Consider the following 18071-nt stretch of genomic DNA (forward strand, 5'->3'; position numbering starts at 1 on the left):
TGCGGGGGCGCGGCAGGCCCCGCCTCATTGGCCATCCCCGGCCCGCGGCGCCGCGGCCTCGGGACCGCGCCCGCGGCGCAGCCTGGCCCGGGCGGCGTCCGAACGCGCCTGGTGGCGGTGCCGCGCGAGCGCGAGCGTCCGCTGCAGCCAGGCCTGCAGCCGGCGCGCGTGGCGGTCCAGGCAGATGCCGCCGATGCCGTAGTGGCCGCCGCGGATGTCGACCGCCGTCACCACGTGGCGGTTGATCAGCAGGCGCATGAATTCGGTGGCCAGGCCCAGCCGGCGCACGTGGTCCTGCACCCGCAGCAGGCGCAGCGTGCGTCCCGACACGACCGCGACCCCGAACGTGGTGTCGGGGATGCGGTGGCTGGTGCGGGCCAGCACCGAGGACCAGCGCAGCCGCAGCAGGAACAGGTGGGTGGGTGCGGGCGAGGCCAGCGGGCCGGAGGTGAGGATCGAGTGCTCGACGTGGTTGATCCTGCCTTCGGCCATGAGCCTGCGGCACAGGCCCGCCCAGTCCCCGTCGGCCGCGACCTCGTGCCGATCCAGGCGCAGCATCCGCTTCGGGCCGTCGTTGTCCAGGCGCGGCAGGCCAAGGCGCTGCTGGCAGAACGACACGAAGCGCGCGCCGAAGGTGGGCGCGCCCACCACCCAGGCGATGCGGAACATCGGCGCCCAGCTCCAGTGGCGGAAGGCGTTGATCCAGCCGCGGTTGTCCGGATGGTCCCAGGCGTGCTCCAGGCCGAGGTCGTGGTACACCGCCTCCATCAGCCGGATCAGTTCCTGGCAGAAGTAGAAGCAGGCGCGGAAGTCGGCCGGGTCCGGCATCCGGGTGCGCCGCTCCAGCGGCGAGGCCGGCGGCTCGCCGGCCTGGCGCGGCGCTTCGACCAGATCGGTCCAGGCGGGATGGAACTGCGCGTCGAGCACCGCCAGCGCCGGCGTGTCGCGCAGCCGGTCGAGCAGTCGCGCGAGCGCCTCGCCGTGGCGCGCGAAGCGTTCGTCGAGCCGCGGCAACGGCGCCACCCAGCGCTGGCGCAGCGCGATCAGCAGCTTGCCCTTGTCCGGCGAGTCGGTCAGCCCCAGCCGCGGCGGCCCGTGGCCGGCGGCCGCCGTGCGCAGGCGTTCGAGCGCAGGCTCCAGCGCGCGTCGCGCCACGTCCTCGCCCAGCCGCCGGTAGCTCTCGAACTGGGCCTCGTCGAAGTACTGGTCGGAGGTCGGTTCGTGCGGGAACGCCGGGTGGCTGCGCGCGTAGTGCAGCACGTCGGCCGGCTCCTCGCCGGTCAGGGTCGGCTTGAGGTAGAGCAGGGTCCCGGTGGCGCCGTCGGCGTAGGTGATGCGGCCGACCGCGCAGCTGCGCTCGGCGGTGCCGTCGTCGCGCGGGACCAGCCCCGACACGTCGAGGTCGATGTCGGCGCCGAAATCGACCCGGCACTTGTGCACGGCGTTGCCGAGGTCGGCGAACGCGCGCGCCGGGTCGGCCGCGGCGTCCACGCACAGGATGAAGCGGCAGCGCCGGCGCACCAGTTCGTAGATGCCGAGGTTCTCGAAGTGGCCGCCGTCGGACAGGTGCACGAACTTGCCGCCGGCATGGGTGCGGCCGAGCAGTTCGGCCAGCAGCCAGCGGCCGAAGAACGGCACCGCGTCGCCGCTGGGATGGCCCGGGTGCAGCGGGTTGGGCAGCCACCAGCCCAGGCGCGCGTCGAACAGGGTGAGCAGGAAGGTCACCGCGGGCGAGCTGTGGTAACCCATGTTGGGATTGACCGCGGCGCCCGAGATCGCGATCGCACCGCCGAGGGTGAGCGAGGACGCGAGCGCGTCGCGCCCGGGCCGGCGGCCGGGGCCGGCGGTGGCGGCGATCGCCGCCTCGGTGTCGCCGATCGGCCGTTCGCCTGCGCGCGAATCGGGCGGCAGCCAGCCGCACCAGCCCGGGCTCAGGCAGAACGAGGCCGCCTTGCGGTCCTGCCAGTCGAGCTGCCTGGCGGCGACGAGGTTGAGCGCGGTGCCGATCAGCGGATACAGCGGCCGGGTGCCGTCGTCCATGCGCTCGCGTTCGACCACGTCGGCCAGAGGCAGGTCGTCGTCGGGGTCGAAGTTGGTGGTCGGTTCGGGATTGCGCGGCACGTTGCTGGCGCCGAGGTAACAGCGCACCAGGCGATTGCGGTAGAAGGCGTTGAGGCTGAATTCGTTGACGTCCACCGCCCAGGCGAACAGCAACCACGTGCCCAGCGCGGCGAGCACCAGCAGCGCCAGCGCACGCGGGTAGGCCTCGACCGTCGCCCGCAGCCCGTCGAGGTAGGCCGGCAGGCCGTTTCCGGTCGGCGGCGCCGGTGCCGCGGCGGTGCCGCCGGCCAGGTGTTCGAGCGCCGGGCCTGCCAGCTGCAGCAGCACGTGTCCGGCCAGGCTCAGCGCCACCAGCAGGCCGAACACGAAGATCCACGGCGCCACCCGCACCAGCAGGTCGATCCAGCGCGAGCGGCGGGTGCCGGCCTTGGCCAGGCGCGCCCCGTGCGCGGCCAGCAGGCCCAGCCCGGTGGTCGCCAGCCAGGTCGCCACGCCCGCCCAGCCGGCGGCCGAGAGCGCCTGCCGGCCCTGCTCCGCCCCGGCGCGCAGCAGCCACGGGCCGTAGATGGTCAGCCCCAGCGACAACGTCATCCCCAGCGCCACCAGGGCGCAGGTCTTGCCGCCCACGCGCGCCCAGATCTCGCGCTGCAGGTCGCTCATCGCCGGGCCGGCGAGGCCCAGGTGCACGATCGCGGTCAGGGCCACGGCCAGCGCCATCAGCAGCGGGCCGGCCACCAGGACGTGCCACAGGCCGTCGCTGCCGGCCCATGTCGCCAGCCAGCCGCGCAGCAGCGCGACCAGCAGCCCCGCGAATACGGCCGCGCCGGCCGTTCCCAGTACGAACCGCCACGGATGCCGCAGCAGCGGGGGCGGTGGCGCCTGGCGCCTGCCGGCCAGCCCGCTCCAGGCCAGCCAGCCGTGCCAGATCAGCAGGTACAGCGCGGCGGTGGCCACGCCCAGGTCGGCGCCGGCGGCGCTCCACTCCGGCGGCAGCCAGCCGACCGCGCCGGCGAGCGGCGCCGGCAGGTGCTGGTACCGCGCGAGCCCCAGCGCGCCCAGCATGGAGCCGAGCGCCAGCGACAGGATCGTGCCGAGCGCGGCGAGCACCACCGGGCGCGGCGGCGGCTCGGTCTCCGCATCGCCCTGCGGCCGGCGGTCGGCCCAGGTACTGACATAGGCCAGCATCAGCATCGCCGCCATGCCGGCGATGCCCGAGGCCACCAGCGGCACCACCGGCCAGCGGCGGGTGAGCACGTCGGCGCCCGCGTACACCAGCAGCGGCAGCAGGCACAGCGCCAGGATCAGCGCGCACAGCTGCACCTGGACCAGCAGCACGTTGCGCACGTAGGTGCCGACCATGCCGAGGGTGTCGCCGGAGAACGGCGACTTGCGCGGCGCCAGGTAGTTGCTGTACTCGCGCAGGTGGCGTAGCGGCCGGGTGTCGGCGGGCGCGTCTTGAGCGCGCGCCGGGCCGGCGTCGTCCGGCGCGCCCAGGGTCGCGAACGCCCGGCGGAAGCCATGCCGCCGCACCAGCGCCTGGAGGAAGGCGCCGACGTAGCCGCCACCGGACACCGTGGACAGGTAGTGGAAGCACTCCAGCAGGCCGTTGCGCGCCAGCGCCTGCAGCACGCCCAGGCCGAAGGTGGCGCTGCGGATGCCGCCGCCCGACAGCGCCAGTCCCCAGGCCTCGACCGACTGCGGGTCGCGGCGCAGCGCCGGCCCGAGGATGGTGCGCAGTTCGGCGTCCCTGACCGCGTGGATGTCGGGGAGCCGGCTGTCCTTGCGCCGGCGGCTCCGGGGCCGGGGCATGACGTCCTTCAGGCGCACCGCGTCCTCCATGTGCGTTGGCCGATCCCCCCGTCCGCCACTGTAGTGCAAACGCGGCGCGCGGCCGATTCCCGCCACGGGACTGGTGGCCGGCGGCGGCACGGCGCAGACTCGCCGCGGGAGGGCATGGCCATGCCGCTGCGCCGCATCTACGACAACTGGGGCCAGCTCAACGCCGCCAGCGGCGCCCCGCGTTCGCGCGCGCGCCGCGAATGGGAGGCGTGGCTGGAGCGGCGGCCGCTCGTCGCCTACTGGGGCGATTCGTGGTTCACCACCCCGCTGTACCGCAATCTGGCCTGGCACAGCTTCTCGCGCATCGACGGCATGTCGATCCGCCTCGGCAAGCCCGGGCTGACCGCGGCGCGCATGCTCACGCCGGCCGCGTGCGCCAACAATGCCGAACGCTTCGCCTCGCGCGGCTTCGACCTGCTGTGCGTGAGCGCCGGCGGCAACGACTGCCTCGGCGAGCGCCTGGCCGCGATCTTCGCCGGCCGCGGGCGCATGGACGCCGACGCCGCGTTCGACGCGGTGGTCGCGCACGGCACCTTCGAACGCCTGCGCGCGCGCTACGCGACGCTGATGGCGCAGATGGCCGGCGTCGGCGACCACTTCCGGGTGCTCGGCCACGGCTACGCGCCGCCATCGCGGCACGCGATCGGCAAGCCCGGCGCACTGACCGTGCGCGACCTGGGCCTGGCGGCGCTGGTGATGGGCACGGTCGGGCCCTGGCTGTGGCCGGTGATGCAGCCGGTGCTCGGCAGCAAGGCCGAAGCGGAGCGCTTCGCGCAGCGCTTGCTGGCCGAGGGCTTCCGCGACCAGGTGCTGGCGCCCACGCGCGCGGCCTGGCCCGGGCAGTTCGCCTACGCCGACTTCTCCGCGGTCGGCTCGCGCGACGATGCCGGTTTCTGGTACGACGAGATCCACCCCACCGAGGCCGGCTTCGGCCTGCTGGCGACGGGATTCAACGCCCTGCTGCGGCGCGCGCTGCCGCCGGCCAAGCGCGGCGCCGTGGCCTGAACCGGTCCCAACCCCGGCCCCGCGCCACGGTTCGCGCGCGCGGGGGGCGGGCGGTAAGGTGGACGGCCCGTTCCGCCGGAGTCCGCCCATGCGACACCCGAACCCCGTGCTTCCGCGCGCCGGCCTGCTCGCGCTGGTCCTGGCGCTGCCGCTGGCCGCCTGCCAGCAGCCCGCGCCCGAACCGCCGGCCGAACCGCCCGCGCCGGAGCAGCCCGCGCAGCCCGGGCAGCCGGCCATGGAACCGGTCGAAGCGCCGCCGGCCGAGGCGATGGGCGCCACCGGCGGGACCGACCCCGCCGCGGGGCCGGACGCCGAGGCCCTCGGCGGCCCGGTGCCGACGGCGCCCGACGAGAGCGGGGCCGCGTTCGAGGACACGCGCCCCGGCTGCGACGCCGCGGCGGTGCAGTCGCTGATCGGCGAGGAGGCGACCGAGGCACTGGTCGAACGCGCCCGGTCGCAGAGCGGCGCCAACAGCGTGCGCGTGCTCAAGCCCGGCGACGCGGCGACCATGGACTACCGTGGCGACCGCCTGAACATCCTCACCGACGACGGCGGCACGGTGCAGTCGTTCAACTGCGGCTGAAGCCGAGTCGCGAAGGCGCCTGCGCCCGGGCCGCCCCGGCGCGGGCGCCGCATCGTTCAGTCGTCGCCGCGCCTGCGGCGGAAATCCACCGGCGCGCTGTCGCGGCGCTCGCTGCTCCAGGTCGCGCTGGCCTCGCGCTCGCAGTCGCGCGACACCGGCTCGCCGGGGCGGTCGGGTCGGCTCGCGCAGGCCGGATTGCGGTCGACGGCGGCGTTGCTGTCGCGCACCTCGTAGCTGCCGCAGCCGGCCGCCAGCAGGGCCAGCAGCGTCGCCGCGGTGGTCTTCGTCCGCATGGTGGCACCTCCGTTGCGTCGATGGCGGGATGCTCCCACCTCCGTCCGCCCCCGGGATGTGCCGGGGGTCACGCCGCCGGGTTCAGTCCGGCTGGAGGGATGCCGCGGCATGGCGTGGTGCGTGCCGCCAGGCGATGAGGGCGCCCAGCGCCAGCAGCAGCCCGGCCAGCGCCCACGCCGCGCCCGGGAACTCCACCGGCGCTCGCTCGCCGATGAACAGCCCGAACACGCTGGCGAACGCGATCGGCGCGATGATCCCGGCCACCGACACCAGGCTCATCAGCGCGCCCTGGATCCGGCCCTGCATGTCCACGTCCACCTCGCGCGTGATCAGCGCCTGGCTGGCCGGCGCGGCGATCGCCCACAGCGCGCTCACCGGCAGGCCGAGCAGGAAGATCCAGCCTTGCGGCGCGAACGCGTACACCGCGAACCCGACCGTGCCGCAGCACAGCCCGAAGATCAGCGCGCGCCGCTCGCCCATCGCCCGCACCAGGCGCCCGACCACGGCCGCGTTGACGATGACGCTGCACACGCCGACCAGGAACAGCACCCAGCCCACTTGCCACGGACCCCAGCCGAAGCGCACGTCGGCGAACAGCACGAACACGCTCGGGTACACGTAGTGGGCGAGGTTGGCAATGAACACCACCGCCGCCAGGCCGACGATCCGGGGATAGCGCCCGATCAGCAGGATCGCCGCGTACGGCCGGATCGCGCGCCAGTCGAAGCGCGTGGCGCGCGAGGACGGCGGCAGCGACTCGGGCAGCACGAACAGGCCGTAGCAGAAGTTCACCAGAGCCAGGCCCGCGGCGAACCAGAACGGCAGCCGCAGGTCGACCTCGCCCAGCCAGCCGCCGATCACCGGGCCGATGGTGAAGCCGAGCCCGAACGCCGCGCCGATCATGCCGTAGCTCTTCGCCCGCGCCTCGGGCGGCACCACGTCGGCGACGTAGGCGTTGGCGGTGCTGAAACTGGCCGAGAACACGCCCGAGAACACCCGCGCCAGCAGCAGCCACCACAGCGACGGCGCCAGCGCCATGATCGCGAAGTCCAACGCCAGCCCCAGGCACGAGAGCAGGATCACCGGCCGCCGCCCGTAGCGGTCCGACAGTGCGCCCTGGATCGGCGAGGACACGAACTGGATCGCGGCGAACACGGTGCCGAACACGCCGATCCACAGCGCCGCGGTCGCGGTGCTGCCGGTGAACTCCTCGACCAGGTGCGGCAGCACGGGGATGATCAGCCCGAACGCCAGCACGTCGATCAGCACGACCAGGAAAATGAACGCCAGCGCGGCCTTGCGCGGCGAGGGTGCGGGGGTGGTCATGGCGCGTCCGGCGCGTCGGCACGAAGTGGCGGATTATGCGCGAACGTGCAAGCGCGGGGGGAACGTTCCGGTGCGCGCCGACGACGGTGCATGCGTGGGCCGGCGGCAGCGCCGGGGCCAGCGGACACGCCGCGATCGTTCGCGTCCGTGGTCGCGGTGCACGTCGTCCACGCGTGGGAGCCCGCGCACGCAGGATCAGCGCCCGACGCCCGGCGGCCGGACCCGCGGCGTGCGCCGGATGCACCTCAGGGCGTCGTCGCTGCGGCGCGCAGGGCCTCGAGGATGCGCGTGCCGGCGCGGCCGTCGGCGGGCGACAGGCCCAGTCGCCGCTGCTCGGCCTGGATCGCGCGCCGGGTGTTGGTGCCGATCATGCCGTCCACCTCGCCGATGGCGTGGCCGCGCGCGAGCAGCAGGGTCTGCAGTTCGCGGCGCTGCGCGCGCGACAGGCCCGGGTCGTCGGTCGGCCAGGCCGTCGTGAGCCCCTGCCCGCCGCGCAGGCGATCGGACAGCAGCGCGATCGCGAGCGCGTAGCTCTCGGCCGCGTTGTACGAATAGATCGCGTCGTAGTTGCGGAACACCAGGAACGCGGGACCGTTGCGCCCGGCCGGCAGCACGATCGCGCTGCGCGCGTCCGACGGCGCGATCGCGCTTCCGTCCACGCGGGTCACGCCGCGCGCGACCCAGTCCGAGAGCGGACGCCGGTTCGTGCGCCCGGCCAGCGACGCGTCGAAGCCGGTCGGCAGTTTCACTTCATGGCCCCAGGGCCGGCCCGGCTGCCAGCCGCTGCGCTTGAGGTAGTTCGCGGTCGAGGCCAGTGCGTCGGGGATGCTGCCGACCAGGTCCCGGCGGCCGTCGCCGTCGCCGTCCACGGCGATCCGGGCATAGGTGGTGGGCATGAACTGGGTATGGCCGAAGGCGCCGGCCCAGGAGCCGGTGATGCCCGGATCGCGCAGGTCGCCGCGGTGGAGCAGGTCGAGCACGGCCAGGAACTCGCCGCGGAAGAACTCCTGGCGGCGGCCGAAGCACGACAGCATCGACAGCGACTGCAGCAGCGGCCGCTTGCCGGAGACGCGGCCGTAGTCGCTTTCCACGCCCCACACCGCGACGATGGTTTCCGGATCCACGCCGTACTGCGCCGAGACCCTCGCCAGCAGCTCGCGGTGCGTGTCCAGCCTGGCGCGGCCGTCGGCCACGCGTTCGTCGTCCACCAGGCCGGCCAGGTAGTCCCAGATCGGGGTGGTGAACTCGGGCTGCGCGTCGAGCAGGGCGAGCACGCTGCGGTCGGGCGCGATCCCCGCCATGTAGCGGTCGAAGGCCTCACCGGGGATGCCGCGCGCCACGGCCTGCGGACGCAGGCGGCCGGTGACGCAGCGGCGGTACTCCGGATCGTCGGTGGCCTGCGCGGGCGCGGACGTGACGGCGGGTGGCTGCTGTGCCATCGCGGCCAGCGGCAGCGCGCAGGCCAGCACGGCGAGGGAAACGGCGACAAGCGTGGGGGCGCGGGACATCGCGGGGCACCGTGGGGGAACGGGGCCAGCAGCATAGCGTGGCGGGGCGTCGCGGCCTGCCTGCGTGGCCGGGCGTTGGGCGACGTTCACGGGCGCGGCGAATGCGCGGGCGTTGCGTGGCCGCCGGGGCCGCGGACGGACGCGCACGTGTCGACCCGCTCCCTCGTGACGGCATGCGGACGATGCGACCGGGACGTCCTTCGGCGGGGAAGACCGGAAAGCCTGTTCGTGTGCCAGGGCGCGCGCTGGAGTGTCGTTCGGGGCGGGCACTGCGTGGTCGCGGCTGAAGCCGCTGCTACGGCGGGGGTACGGCGTCGAGGTAGGACCAGTGGCCGTGCTCGCGCACGAAGCGGCTGTGCTCGCGCATGCGCACCACGCTGCCGCCGCCGATCCGGTACTTCGCGACGAACACGACCTCGGCGGTGTCGGCGCCGGTCGGCACATGCGACTTGACCTGCAGGCCCAGCCACACCGGCCGCTTGCGGGCATCGGGATCGAAGCCGAGGGTGGCCGGGCGCGTGGACGGGTGCCAGCTGCGCAGCAGGTAGCCGGCGTCGCCACGCACGTAGGCGCTGTAGCGCGAGCGCATCAGCGCCTCGGCGTCGGGCGCGGGCGCGCCGGCGTGCAGCGGGCCGCAGCAGCGGCCATAGGGCCGGCCGCTGCCGCAGTCGCAGGCTCCGGCCACGGGTTTCAGCGGCGCCCCTGCCCGGTTTCGATGAAGCGCAGGAACTCCGCCCGGGTGCGCGCGTCCTCGCGGAAGCTGCCGAGCATGGTCGAGGTGACCATGCTCACGCCGCGCTTGTGCACGCCGCGGGTGGTCATGCACTCGTGGCTGGCGTCCACCACCACGCCCACGCCGTGCGGCGCCAGCGCGCGCTGGATGCAGCCGGCGATCTGCGCGGTCAGCTTCTCTTGCACCTGGAAGCGGCGGGCGTAGGCATCGACCACCCGGGCGAGCTTGCTGATCCCCACCACCTTGCCGTCGGGCAGGTAGCCCACGTGCACCCGGCCGATGATCGGCGCCATGTGGTGCTCGCAGTGGCTTTCGAACTCGATGTCGCGCAGCACGATCATCTCGTCGTAGCCGGCTACCTCCTTGAAGGTGCGGGCCATGTACTCGTCCGGGTCCAGCCCGTAGCCGCTGAACCATTCGGTGTACGCGTCGACCACGCGCCGCGGGGTGTCGAGCAGGCCTTCGCGCGCCGGATCCTCGCCGGCCCAGCGCAGCAGGGTGCGCACCGCTTCCTCGGCCTGCGCGCGGGGCACGCCGTTGCGCATGTCGTTGTCGTGGCTCACGGCGACTCCTGCCTGTGGGATCCGGGCGGACTATGGTAGCGTCCGCCGCTCAGGGACGGGACGCCACCCGGCGCTCGGGCGCCTGCGCGTCGGGCAGCTCGCGCCGCCCGGCGATGCGCTCGCGTTCGGGCACGTGCCGCGGCCAGCCGCCGGCCAGCGCCTTGTACAGCGCCACGGCGCTGGCGACGCTGCGGGTGCGCCCTTCGGCGAACGCGTCCTCGGCCTGCAGCTGCACGCGTTCGGCGTCGAGCACCTCCAGCAGACCCGAGGCACCGGCCTCGTACCGGGCGCGCGCCAGCCGGGCGGCCACGGCCGCATCGCGCGCCGCGCGCTCCAGGTGCGCGTCGGCCACGCGCGTGCGCGAGTGCCGTACCAGCGCGTTCTCCGTGTCCTCGAGCGCCAGCAGCACCGCCTGCTGCCAGCGCGCCAGCTCGCCCTCGGCCTCGGCGTTGGCCGCGGCGATGCGCGCGCGCACCCGGCCCACGTCGAGGAACGACCAGTCGATGCCCAGCGCCACGATCCGGGTCTCGCTGTCGCGTTCGAACAGGGCGCCGGCGTCGATCGCCTGGGTGCCGACCAGGCCGCCCAGGGTGAGGCGCGGGAACAGGTCGGCGGTGGCGACGCCGATGCGCGCGGTCGCCGCGTGCAGGCGCGCCTCGGCGGCGGCCACGTCCGGGCGCGCGCGCAGCAGGTCGCCGGGAGTCCCCGGATCGATCCGCGGCGGCAGCGCCGGCAGCGGCGCCGGCGGCGACAGTTCCGCGACCAGCGCGCCCGGGTCGCGGCCGGTGAGCACCGCCAGCCGGTGCATCGCCACCTGGACCTGCGCCTCCAGCGCGGGGATGGTCGCGGCGGTGCCCTCGAGCTGGGCCCGGGCGCGGGCGGTGTCGAACTCGGTCCCGGCGCCGGCGTCCAGGCGCGCGGTCACCAGTTCGAGCGTGCGCTGCTGGTTGTCGCGGTTGGCGCGGGCCACGCGCAGGCGTTCCTGGGTGCCGCGCAGCTCCACGTAGGCGCGCGCGACCTCGCCGGCCACCGCCACCTGCAGCGCGCGCAGGTCCGCGGCGCTCGCTTCGGCCCCGGCGCGGCCGGCCTCGATCGCGCGCCGCACCCGGCCGAACAGGTCCAGCTCCCAGCTGGCGGCGATGCCGGCGCTCCACGACTCGTCGTCGCGCGCCTCGCGCGGCGTGCCCGGCGCCTGGTCGGCGCTGCTGCGCACGTCGGCGGCCTCGCCGTGGGCGGTGATCGTGGGCAGGGCGTCGAAGCGCGCGCCGCGCAGCAGCGCGTTGGCGCGGTCGAACCGGGCCAGCGCGACGCGCAGGTCGTGGTTGGACTGCAGTGCCTCGTCGACCAGGCGCGCCAGCAGCGGATCATCCAGGCCCTGCAGGAAGGCATCGTCGAAGGCGGCTGGCGCGGCGGCGCCCGGGGTGGCGGCCGCGTCCGCTTCGAAGCGTCCGGGTACCGCCATGTGCGGGCGGACGTGGTCCGGGCCGGCCATGCAGGCCGTGAGCAGCGCGGCGGCGAGCGCAGTGATGGCCAGTGGCTTCACCATGGCAGCGTCTCCCCCTGGTGGAAGAAGCCGCCGTTCGGCCCGTCGGGGCCGACCAGCGCCAGCTGCACGCTGGTGCGGGCGCCCTCGGCGACGTCGAGTTCGGCGCCGGGGTTCATGTCGGTCCTCACGTTGCCCGGATGGATCGCGTTGACCTTGATCGCGGTCTCGCGCAGTTCGTAGGCGAGCTGCACCGTCCACGCGTTCACCGCGGTCTTGGACACGTTGTAGGCCGGGACCTTGACCGCGTAGTAGGTCGAGGCCGGGTCGGCCTGCAGCGTGGTCGAGCCGAGCACGCTCGAGACGTTGACCACGCGCCCGGCGGCCGAGCCGCGCAGCAGCGGCAGGAACGCGCGCGTCACCTCGACCAGGCCGAACAGGTTGGTCTCGAAGGTCCGTCGCCAGACCTCGAGCGGTTGCTGCGAGGGCGACTTGTCCCAGTCGTCGAGTGCGATGCCGGCGTTGTTGACCAGGATGTCGAGCCGGCCGTGGCGGCGTTCGACCTGGCGCGCGGCGGCGGCGATGCTGTCGGCGTCGGTGACGTCGAGCACCGCCGCCTCGACCGGCAGTCCCTGCGACTGGAGGCCGAGCGCGGCCTCGACCGCGCGCCCGCGGTCGCGCCCGGCAAGCAGGGTGTGCACGCCGGCGCTGGCCAGCTGGCGCACGGTTTCCAGGCCGATGCCGCGGGTGGCGCCGGTGACCAGGGCGATTGGGGTGGAAGCTGTCATGGGAAGGGATCCTTTGCGGTGGGGGAGGGGCGTGGCCGCGGGCGGCCGCGCGGGTGGCGTGGATCCGGCCGGCGGCGCCGGCGCGGATCCGCGCCGGGGTTCAGGCGTCGACCCGGGCCGACGCGTGCGCGGCGGCGTGCTGCGGTGCGTGCGAAACCAGCGGCCGGTTGGCGAGCTTGCGCAGGGCGACGTAGAACACCGGGGTGAGGAACAGGCCGAACGCGGTCACGCCCAGCATCCCGGCGAACACGGTGACGCCGGTGACCGAGCGCACCTCCGCGCCCGCGCCCGACGACAGCACCAGCGGCACGGTGCCGGCGATGAACGCCACCGAGGTCATGATGATCGGACGCAGGCGCAGCCGGCAGGCCTCGAGCGCGGCCTCGACGATACCCTTGCCCTGCAACTCGAGTTCGCGCGCGAACTCGACGATCAGGATCGCGTTCTTGCAGGCCAGGCCCATCAGCACCACCAGCCCGACCTGGACGAACACGTTGTTGTCGCCGCCGGTCAGCCAGACGCCGGCCAGCGCCGAGAGCATGGTCATCGGCACGATCAGGATCACCGCAAGCGGCAGGGTCCAGCTTTCGTACAGCGCCGCCAGCACCAGGAAGGCCAGCAGCACCGCGAGCGGGAACACCACCAGCGACGCATCGCCCTGGGTCGCCTGCTGGTAGCTCAGGTCGCTCCATTCGATCGCCATGCCCGGCGGCAGCACCTGCCCGGCGAGCGCGGTGACCTGCGCCATCGCCTGGCCCGAGGACAGCACCCGCGGATCGGCCTCGCCCATCAGGTCGGCGGCCGGATAGCCGTTGAAGCGGATCACCGGGTCGGGGCCGTAGGCCTGGCGGATGTCGACCACCGAGCCGATCGGCACCATGTCCCCGGCGGCGTTGCGGGTGCGCAGGTTGGCGATGTCCTCGACCTGGTCGCGGAACGGGCCGTCGGCCTGGGCGATCACCTGCCAGGTCCGGCCGAACATGTTGAAGTCGTTGACGTAGGCCGAACCCAGGTAGGTCTGCAGGGTCTCGAACAGCCCGGTCAGCGGCACACCCTGGGCCTTGGCCTTGGCCCGGTCGACGTTGGCCTCGAGCTGCGGCACGTTGGCCTGGTAGCTGGTGATCGGGAAGCCCAGCCCGGGGGTTTGCGCGGCCGCGCCCTGGAAGGCCTGCACCGCGTCCTGCAGCGCACCGTAGCCCAGCCGGGTGCGGTCCTCGACGAACAGCGACCAGCCCGAACCATTGCCCAGGCCCTGGATCGGCGGCGGCATGAAGGCGAAGGTGAAGCCGTCCTGGATCGCGCCCAGCTTCTGGTTGAGCTCGGCGGTGATCTCCTCGGCGCTGCGCGAGCGCTCCGAGAACGGATCGAGGGTGAAGAACACCACGCCATGGTTGGGCGTGTTGGTGAACTGCAACGGGTTCAGCCCCGGGAACGCGACCTCGTTGCGGATGCCGTCGATCTCCATGGCGATCGCGGCCATGCGCTTCATCACCGCGTCGGTGCGTTCGATCGAGGCGCCCTCGGGCATCTTCACCCCGGCGATCAGGTACAGCTTGTCCTGCACCGGGATGAAGCCGGCCGGCACCGCCTTGAACATCAGCGCCGCCCCCGCCAGCAGCACCAGGTAGACCACGAACACCGCGCCGCGGCGGCCCAGCGCACGCGCCACCGCGCCCTCGTAGCGGCCTGCGCTGCGGCCGAAGAAGCGGTTGAAGGGACGGAAGATCCAGCCGAACAGGCGGTCGATCAGGCGCGTTGGCGCGTCCGGCGCCGCGTCGCGCGGCCGCAGCAGCTTGGCCGCCAGCGCCGGCGACAGGGTCAGCGAGTTGATCGCCGAGATCACGGTCGAGATCGCGATCGTGACCGCGAACTGCTTGTAGAACTGGCCGGTCACGCCGTCCAGGAACGCCATCGGCACGAACACCGCGCACAGCACCAGGGCGATGGCGATGATCGGCCCGGACACCTCGCGCATGGCCAGGTGCGCGGCCTCGAGCGGGCTCGCGCCTTCCTCGATGTGGCGCTCGACGTTCTCCACCACCACGATCGCGTCGTCGACGACGATTCCGATCGCCAGCACCAGGCCGAACAGGGTCAGGGTGTTGATCGAGTAGCCCAGCAGGTACAGCACCGCGAACGTGCCGACCACCGACACCGGCACCGCCAGCAGCGGGATGATCGAAGCGCGCCAGGTCTGCAGGAACAGGATCACCACCAGCACCACCAGCAGGGTGGCCTCGAGCAGGGTGGTGATCACCGACCTGATCGAGTCGCGCACGAACACCGTGGTGTCGTAGATCGACTGGATCTCCACGCCCGGCGGCAGCCGCGGGCGCAGCTCGTCCATCTTGGCGATCACCGCGTCGCGGATCTGCAGCGCGTTGGCGCCCGGCGCCTGGAAGATGCCGATCGCGGCGGCGTTCTTGCCGTCCAGGCGCGCGCGCAGGGTGTAGTCGCCCGCGGCCAGTTCGATTCGGGCCACGTCGCGCAGGCGCACGATCTCGCCCCCGGCGCCGGCCTTGAGCACGATGTCGCCGAACTCCTCGACGCTCTCCAGCCGTCCGCGCGCGTTGATCGGCAGCAGGAAGTCGCTGCCGTTGGCCATCGGCTCGGCGCCGAGCTGGCCGGCCGACACCTGCACGTTCTGCTCGCGCACCGCGCGCAGCACGTCGCCGGCGGTGAGCCCGCGCGCGGCCACCCGGTCGGGGTCGAGCCAGATCCGCATCGCGTAGTCGCCGCCGCCGAACAGCTGCGCGTCGCCGACGCCGTCGATCCGGGCCAGTTCGTCGCGCACGTGCAGGCGCATGTAGTTGCGCAGGTACAGCGAGTCGTAGCGGCCGTCCTCGGAGGTCAGGTGGACGACCATCAGGAACACCGGCGACTGCTTCTGGGTGGTCACGCCCTGGCGGCGCACGTCCTCTGGCAGGCGCGCCAGCGCCTGCGAGACGCGGTTCTGAACCTTCACCGTGGCATCGTCTGGGTCGGTACCCGGGCGGAAGGTCACGGTGAGCTGCAGCACGCCGTCGGAGCCGGCGACGGACTTGACGTACATCATGTCCTCCACGCCGGTGATCGCCTCCTCGAGCGGGGTCGCCACCGTCTCGGAGATTTCCTTCGGGTTTGCGCCCGGGTACACGGTGCGCACCACCACCGAGGGCGGCACCACCTCCGGGTATTCGCCGATCGGAAGCAGCGGGATCGAGATCAGGCCGGCGGCGAAGATCACGATCGACAGCACCGCGGCGAAGATGGGTCGGTCGATGAAGAACCTGGAGAAGTCCATGGGGGCATGTCCTTGCGGCCGTGGCCGCGGTCGCCGCGCGTGCGCGGCAGGAGGGGAAGATCCCGGCCCGGCGGCCCGCCCGCCGAGGGAGGGAGCGGGAAGGCCGCCAGCCGGGCGGGCCGCGGGGGGAACGGCCCGGGGGGAACCGGTCCGCCGCGGGTCGCCCCGCTGGCGGTCGTGCACCTCGCGTCGCCGGCGGCGGCGGAGGCTGGTCTGTGCGGTGGTGCGTTGCGCAGGCCGGTGGCCGGACCGGGCGGCGTCAGCGGCCGCCCGGCCCCGCCTGGGCGACGACGTCGGCGTCGCCGGCCGGCGCCATCGCCACTTCGGTGGGCGCGACCGGCATGCCGGGCATGAACACCCGCTGCACGCCGCTCACGATCACGCGGTCCTCCGGCGACAGGCCCGCGCGCACCACGCGCAGCCCGTCCTCGATCACGCGGCCAAGTTCCACGTCGCGGCGCTGCGCGGTGTCGTCCTCGCCCAGCACCCAGACGTACTTGCGGTCCTGGTCGGTGAGCACCGCCTTGTCGTCGACCAGCAGCGCCCGCGTCTGCTGTGCGCCCGCCAGCTGGACCCGGGCGAACAGGCCCGGGGTGAACAGCCCGTCGGGGTTGCGCAGCACCGCGCGCGCACGGATCGTGCCGGTGGCCGGATCGACCTGGTTGTCGATGAAGTCGAGCGTGCCCGCGTGCGGCAGCCCGTCCTCGCCGGCCAGGCCCACGCGCACCACGCGGCCGTCTCCGTCGCGGCCGGAGCCGGCGTCGCGGCTGTAGCGCAGCCAGGTCTGTTCGTCGGCTTCGAAGTACACGTGCACCGGATCCTGCGAGACCACGGTGGTGAGCACGGTGGCGTCGGCCTGGGCGAGGTTGCCCACCGTGACCAGCGCGCGCCCGGCGCGGCCGTCGATCGGCGCCCGCACCTGGGTGAACTGCAGGTCCAGGCGGGCGGCCGCCACCGCGGCCTCCGCCGCGCGCACCGCCGCATGGCCCTGGGCGTTGGCCGCGTTGCGGGTCTCGAATTCCTCGCGCGAGATCGCGCGCGCCTCGACCAGGGCCTGCGCCCGCTCGTGCTGGGCCGCCGCCAGCCGTGCCTCGCTGCGCGCGCGCGCCAGCTCCGCTTCGGCGCGGGCCAGCGCGGCGCGGTACGGGCGCGGGTCGATCTCGAACAGCAAGTCGCCCTTGCGCACCAGCTGGCCTTCCTCGAAGGCCACCCGCTGCACGTAGCCGCTGACCCGGGGGCGCAGCTCGACGGTCTCGACCGCGGCCACGCGGCCGGTGAAGTCGTCCCACTGGCGCACTTCGCGCTCGAGGACGCGGGCGACGCTCACTTCCGGCGCGGGCATCGCGTCGGCGCCGTCGGAGGCGTTGGAGCTGCAGGCGGTGGCGAGCGCCGCGGCCAGCAGCGGCGGCAGCAGGCGCGCGACGCGCCGTCCGGGGGAGGGGAATCGTCGATCAATGTTCATCGTGGACACTTCCTGGTGGCGTGGGGGAGGCGATGGCGTCGAGCAGCGTCCGCGCCGCGCGCATGTGGCGTGCGGGCAGCACGTCGCCGGCGGTGGTGCGGTGCGCGCGGATGCCGTGGAACGATGCGGCGGCGGCGGGCGTGCCGGCAATGACTGCGGAAGTCATTTCGCCGGCGTAGTCGTGGATCGGCGCCGGACACTGGTGGCGCGCTTCGTCGAGCATCGCCAGCGCGCGACGCCCAAGTGCCAGCGCCGCGGGCGAATCGGCCGCGACCGGCGCGTCCATCGACAGCAGCTGCACGCGCTGGCCCTCGCGCCCTGCTTCCTCGTGCAGCACGCGCGCCATCATCCGCAGTGCCGCGGCCGCGATCGAGCAGTGGCCGTAGCCGGCCCACGGATAGCGTCCGCCGGGCCCGCCGATCAGCACGTAGCCCGCGCTGCCTTCGGCCAGCAGCGGCAACAGGTGGCGCGCGGCGAACAGGTGCGGCAGCAGGTCCTGGTCGAGCGTGCGCTGCAGGACCTCGGCCGGTTCGTCGATCAGGCGCCCGCACGGATGCGAGCCGGCCAGGCTGGCGACGACGCCGTCGACGACGAGGCCCGGCGTCCGCAGCCGTCGCGCCAGCGCGGCCGCGTCGGCGTCGCTGGCGACGGGGGCGAGCAGCGCGCGCAGGCGGCCCTGTGGATGGCGGCCGGACAGCGCTTGGCGGGTGGCGTCGTCCATGCCCACGGCCAGCACCGCGCGGCCGGCGGCCAGCGCCGCCTCGACCACGCCGCGGCCGGCGGCGCTGCCGGCGCCGAGCACGACCAGGGCGCGACCCATTGTCCCGGAATCAATTATCCCGCTCATGGGAATGTTTCTCCCGTCAGAGGGATGTCTTCGACCCTGCAGGCCGCCGCGAACACCCGATCGACCAGCCACAGCACGCCCGGCAACAGGGCCAGGGTGAGGGCTGCGCCAAGCAGCCAGCTCCAGCCGGCGCCAACAGCAAACCATTGATCGATAAGGAGTGCGCTCAGGGCCAACAGGTCCACGGCCAGCAGCATGGCGAGGCTGGCGCGGGAGAGCTGGCGGTGCGGGACGGCGGGCATGGCAGCGGTCCGTCGGTGGGGATGGCGCACATCCTGCACCTCGAATCAGGACTT

The 18071-nt window shown here is 73.9% G+C and carries 14 protein-coding genes; 2 read left to right on the forward strand and 12 right to left on the reverse strand.

Annotated features, from left to right (window positions below; genetic code table 11):
- Window positions 1-24: 24 nt before the first annotated feature.
- Window positions 25-3870, reverse strand: coding sequence for a patatin-like phospholipase family protein (locus tag FQY79_RS15495; protein ID WP_146312956.1), 3846 nt, complete (start codon window positions 3868-3870; stop codon window positions 25-27).
- Window positions 3871-4014: 144 nt separating this feature from the next.
- On the opposite strand from FQY79_RS15495, the gene FQY79_RS10980 reads away from it, so the two are divergent.
- Both FQY79_RS10980 and FQY79_RS10985 read left to right on the forward strand, forming a co-directional pair.
- Entirely contained in the window at window positions 4015-4905 is an 891-nt protein-coding gene (locus FQY79_RS10980; RefSeq protein ID WP_146312957.1) for a hypothetical protein, read from the forward strand.
- Window positions 4906-4993: 88 nt separating this feature from the next.
- Window positions 4994-5488, forward strand: a complete 495-nt coding sequence (locus tag FQY79_RS10985; RefSeq protein WP_084524511.1) for an I78 family peptidase inhibitor — start codon at window positions 4994-4996, stop codon at window positions 5486-5488.
- A 56-nt stretch (window positions 5489-5544) separates the two neighbouring features.
- On the opposite strand, the gene FQY79_RS10990 is transcribed toward FQY79_RS10985, so the two are convergent.
- From FQY79_RS10990 to FQY79_RS15405, 11 genes are all read right to left on the reverse strand, one after another.
- Window positions 5545-5781: a hypothetical protein gene (locus FQY79_RS10990; protein WP_027070841.1), complete on the reverse strand. Its 237-nt coding sequence runs from the start codon at window positions 5779-5781 to the stop codon at window positions 5545-5547.
- A gap of 82 nt (window positions 5782-5863) precedes the next feature.
- Window positions 5864-7108 (reverse strand): TCR/Tet family MFS transporter, encoded by a 1245-nt coding sequence (locus tag FQY79_RS10995; RefSeq protein ID WP_146312958.1) that lies wholly within the window; start codon window positions 7106-7108, stop codon window positions 5864-5866.
- A 245-nt stretch (window positions 7109-7353) separates the two neighbouring features.
- Entirely contained in the window at window positions 7354-8616 is a 1263-nt protein-coding gene (locus FQY79_RS11000) for a lytic murein transglycosylase (protein ID WP_425463206.1), read from the reverse strand.
- Between the two features lie 295 nt (window positions 8617-8911).
- Window positions 8912-9310: a YchJ family protein gene (locus FQY79_RS11005; protein ID WP_146313009.1), complete on the reverse strand. Its 399-nt coding sequence runs from the start codon at window positions 9308-9310 to the stop codon at window positions 8912-8914.
- Entirely contained in the window at window positions 9307-9894 is a 588-nt protein-coding gene (folE, locus tag FQY79_RS11010; protein ID WP_146313010.1) for a GTP cyclohydrolase I FolE, read from the reverse strand. Before folE ends, FQY79_RS11005 begins: the two co-directional genes overlap by 4 nt.
- Window positions 9895-9961: 67 nt before the next feature.
- The gene (locus FQY79_RS11015) at window positions 9962-11458 is read right to left on the reverse strand and encodes an efflux transporter outer membrane subunit (protein ID WP_146312959.1); all 1497 of its coding nucleotides are present in this window, start codon (window positions 11456-11458) and stop codon (window positions 9962-9964) included.
- Window positions 11452-12183, reverse strand: coding sequence for an SDR family oxidoreductase (locus FQY79_RS11020; RefSeq protein ID WP_146312960.1), 732 nt, complete (start codon window positions 12181-12183; stop codon window positions 11452-11454). Before FQY79_RS11020 ends, FQY79_RS11015 begins: the two co-directional genes overlap by 7 nt.
- A gap of 100 nt (window positions 12184-12283) precedes the next feature.
- On the reverse strand, window positions 12284-15466 hold the full coding sequence (locus FQY79_RS11025; RefSeq protein ID WP_146312961.1) for an efflux RND transporter permease subunit: 3183 nt from the start codon (window positions 15464-15466) through the stop codon (window positions 12284-12286).
- A 259-nt stretch (window positions 15467-15725) separates the two neighbouring features.
- Window positions 15726-16928, reverse strand: a complete 1203-nt coding sequence (locus FQY79_RS11030; protein ID WP_146312962.1) for an efflux RND transporter periplasmic adaptor subunit — start codon at window positions 16926-16928, stop codon at window positions 15726-15728.
- Window positions 16918-17748: an SDR family oxidoreductase gene (locus FQY79_RS11035; protein ID WP_186759958.1), complete on the reverse strand. Its 831-nt coding sequence runs from the start codon at window positions 17746-17748 to the stop codon at window positions 16918-16920. Before FQY79_RS11035 ends, FQY79_RS11030 begins: the two co-directional genes overlap by 11 nt.
- 23 nt (window positions 17749-17771) lie before the next feature.
- On the reverse strand, window positions 17772-18017 hold the full coding sequence (locus FQY79_RS15405) for a hypothetical protein (protein ID WP_027070850.1): 246 nt from the start codon (window positions 18015-18017) through the stop codon (window positions 17772-17774).
- Window positions 18018-18071 lie beyond the last annotated feature (54 nt).

The organism is Luteimonas wenzhouensis (genome assembly GCF_007859305.1).
Classification (GTDB): domain Bacteria; phylum Pseudomonadota; class Gammaproteobacteria; order Xanthomonadales; family Xanthomonadaceae; genus Luteimonas; species Luteimonas wenzhouensis.

Excerpts from the sequence above, each read along its gene's own strand:
- FQY79_RS11030 (WP_146312962.1), bottom strand. The coding sequence starts at position 16,928 with ATGAACATTGATCGACGATTCCCCTCCCCCGGACGGCGCGTCGCGCGC.
- FQY79_RS10985 (WP_084524511.1), top strand. The coding sequence starts at position 4,994 with ATGCGACACCCGAACCCCGTGCTTCCGCGCGCCGGCCTGCTCGCGCTG.
- FQY79_RS11000 (WP_425463206.1), bottom strand. The coding sequence starts at position 8,616 with ATGTCCCGCGCCCCCACGCTTGTCGCCGTTTCCCTCGCCGTGCTGGCC.
- FQY79_RS11020 (WP_146312960.1), bottom strand. The coding sequence starts at position 12,183 with ATGACAGCTTCCACCCCAATCGCCCTGGTCACCGGCGCCACCCGCGGC.
- FQY79_RS11035 (WP_186759958.1), bottom strand. The coding sequence starts at position 17,748 with ATGGGTCGCGCCCTGGTCGTGCTCGGCGCCGGCAGCGCCGCCGGCCGC.
- FQY79_RS10980 (WP_146312957.1), top strand. The coding sequence starts at position 4,015 with ATGGCCATGCCGCTGCGCCGCATCTACGACAACTGGGGCCAGCTCAAC.
- FQY79_RS10995 (WP_146312958.1), bottom strand. The coding sequence starts at position 7,108 with ATGACCACCCCCGCACCCTCGCCGCGCAAGGCCGCGCTGGCGTTCATT.
- FQY79_RS10990 (WP_027070841.1), bottom strand. The coding sequence starts at position 5,781 with ATGCGGACGAAGACCACCGCGGCGACGCTGCTGGCCCTGCTGGCGGCC.
- FQY79_RS15495 (WP_146312956.1), bottom strand. The coding sequence starts at position 3,870 with ATGCCCCGGCCCCGGAGCCGCCGGCGCAAGGACAGCCGGCTCCCCGAC.
- FQY79_RS11025 (WP_146312961.1), bottom strand. The coding sequence starts at position 15,466 with ATGGACTTCTCCAGGTTCTTCATCGACCGACCCATCTTCGCCGCGGTG.
- FQY79_RS15405 (WP_027070850.1), bottom strand. The coding sequence starts at position 18,017 with ATGCCCGCCGTCCCGCACCGCCAGCTCTCCCGCGCCAGCCTCGCCATG.
- folE (WP_146313010.1), bottom strand. The coding sequence starts at position 9,894 with ATGCGCAACGGCGTGCCCCGCGCGCAGGCCGAGGAAGCGGTGCGCACC.
- FQY79_RS11015 (WP_146312959.1), bottom strand. The coding sequence starts at position 11,458 with ATGGTGAAGCCACTGGCCATCACTGCGCTCGCCGCCGCGCTGCTCACG.